At 60.3% G+C, this 720-nt stretch carries 2 protein-coding genes; both read right to left on the reverse strand.

Annotated features, from left to right (window positions below; genetic code table 11):
- Window positions 1–323, reverse strand: a 323-nt coding sequence (gene fdxA / locus APM_RS17890) for a ferredoxin FdxA (RefSeq protein WP_007424809.1), incomplete at its 3' end; no start/stop codon positions are given.
- A 29-nt stretch (window positions 324–352) separates the two neighbouring features.
- A partial coding sequence (locus APM_RS17895; RefSeq protein WP_206740706.1) for a hypothetical protein occupies window positions 353–720 on the reverse strand: 368 nt, incomplete at its 5' end.

Raw genomic sequence — 720 nt, forward strand, 5'->3', positions numbered from 1 at the left:
CCGGGCTCCCTCGAGAGCAATGCGGCCTTGCCAGGCCTGTCCTTCCACGCGTCGGCGTCCTCTGGCGGGGTTCCCTTGCGGGTGATATTCGGCCAGAGGGCCGCCAATTCACGGTTCTGATCGATCCATGCGTCCGCCTTCGCGTCGGAATCCGGCACGATCGCCTCGGCCGGGCATTCGGGTTCGCAGACCCCGCAATCGATGCATTCGTCCGGGTGAATCACCAGCATGTTCGCGCCGACATAGAAACAATCGACCGGACAGACCTCGACGCAGTCCATGTATTTGCACTTGATGCAGTTTTCGGTGACGACATAGGTCATTGCTCAACTTCCGGCAGAGGGTGCAGCAGTCAGTGAGAGTAGATCCAGGCGGGCGGGTCGCTGGCCGGAAACGAATCCCTTGAGGCCGCATCGATCCTGTAATCGGCGTCCGTATCGGGTGCTGTCAGCGAGTCCATCCGCGCAGCCCGTGATATAATCTCGGCAGCGACTGCCTCATGGATCGAGGCCAAACGTCCTGTCGTGGCGTCAGGCTCGTCGGCGATGCAGAAGCAGAACACGTCACGTACGATCCTGATGGCCAGATCCCTGATCGCCACATCTGTCTCACACGCCCGGGTCTCGAGCAGTCTCCGAACGGCAACGTCGAGTCGGTCGTCAGTGATTGCATCCTGATATCGGATTGCCATTTCCAGGTCCTTCCGTCGTTTCGAAGCGT

The sequence above is a fragment of the Acidiphilium sp. PM genome, assembly GCF_000219295.1.
In the GTDB taxonomy this organism is placed as follows: domain Bacteria; phylum Pseudomonadota; class Alphaproteobacteria; order Acetobacterales; family Acetobacteraceae; genus Acidiphilium; species Acidiphilium multivorum.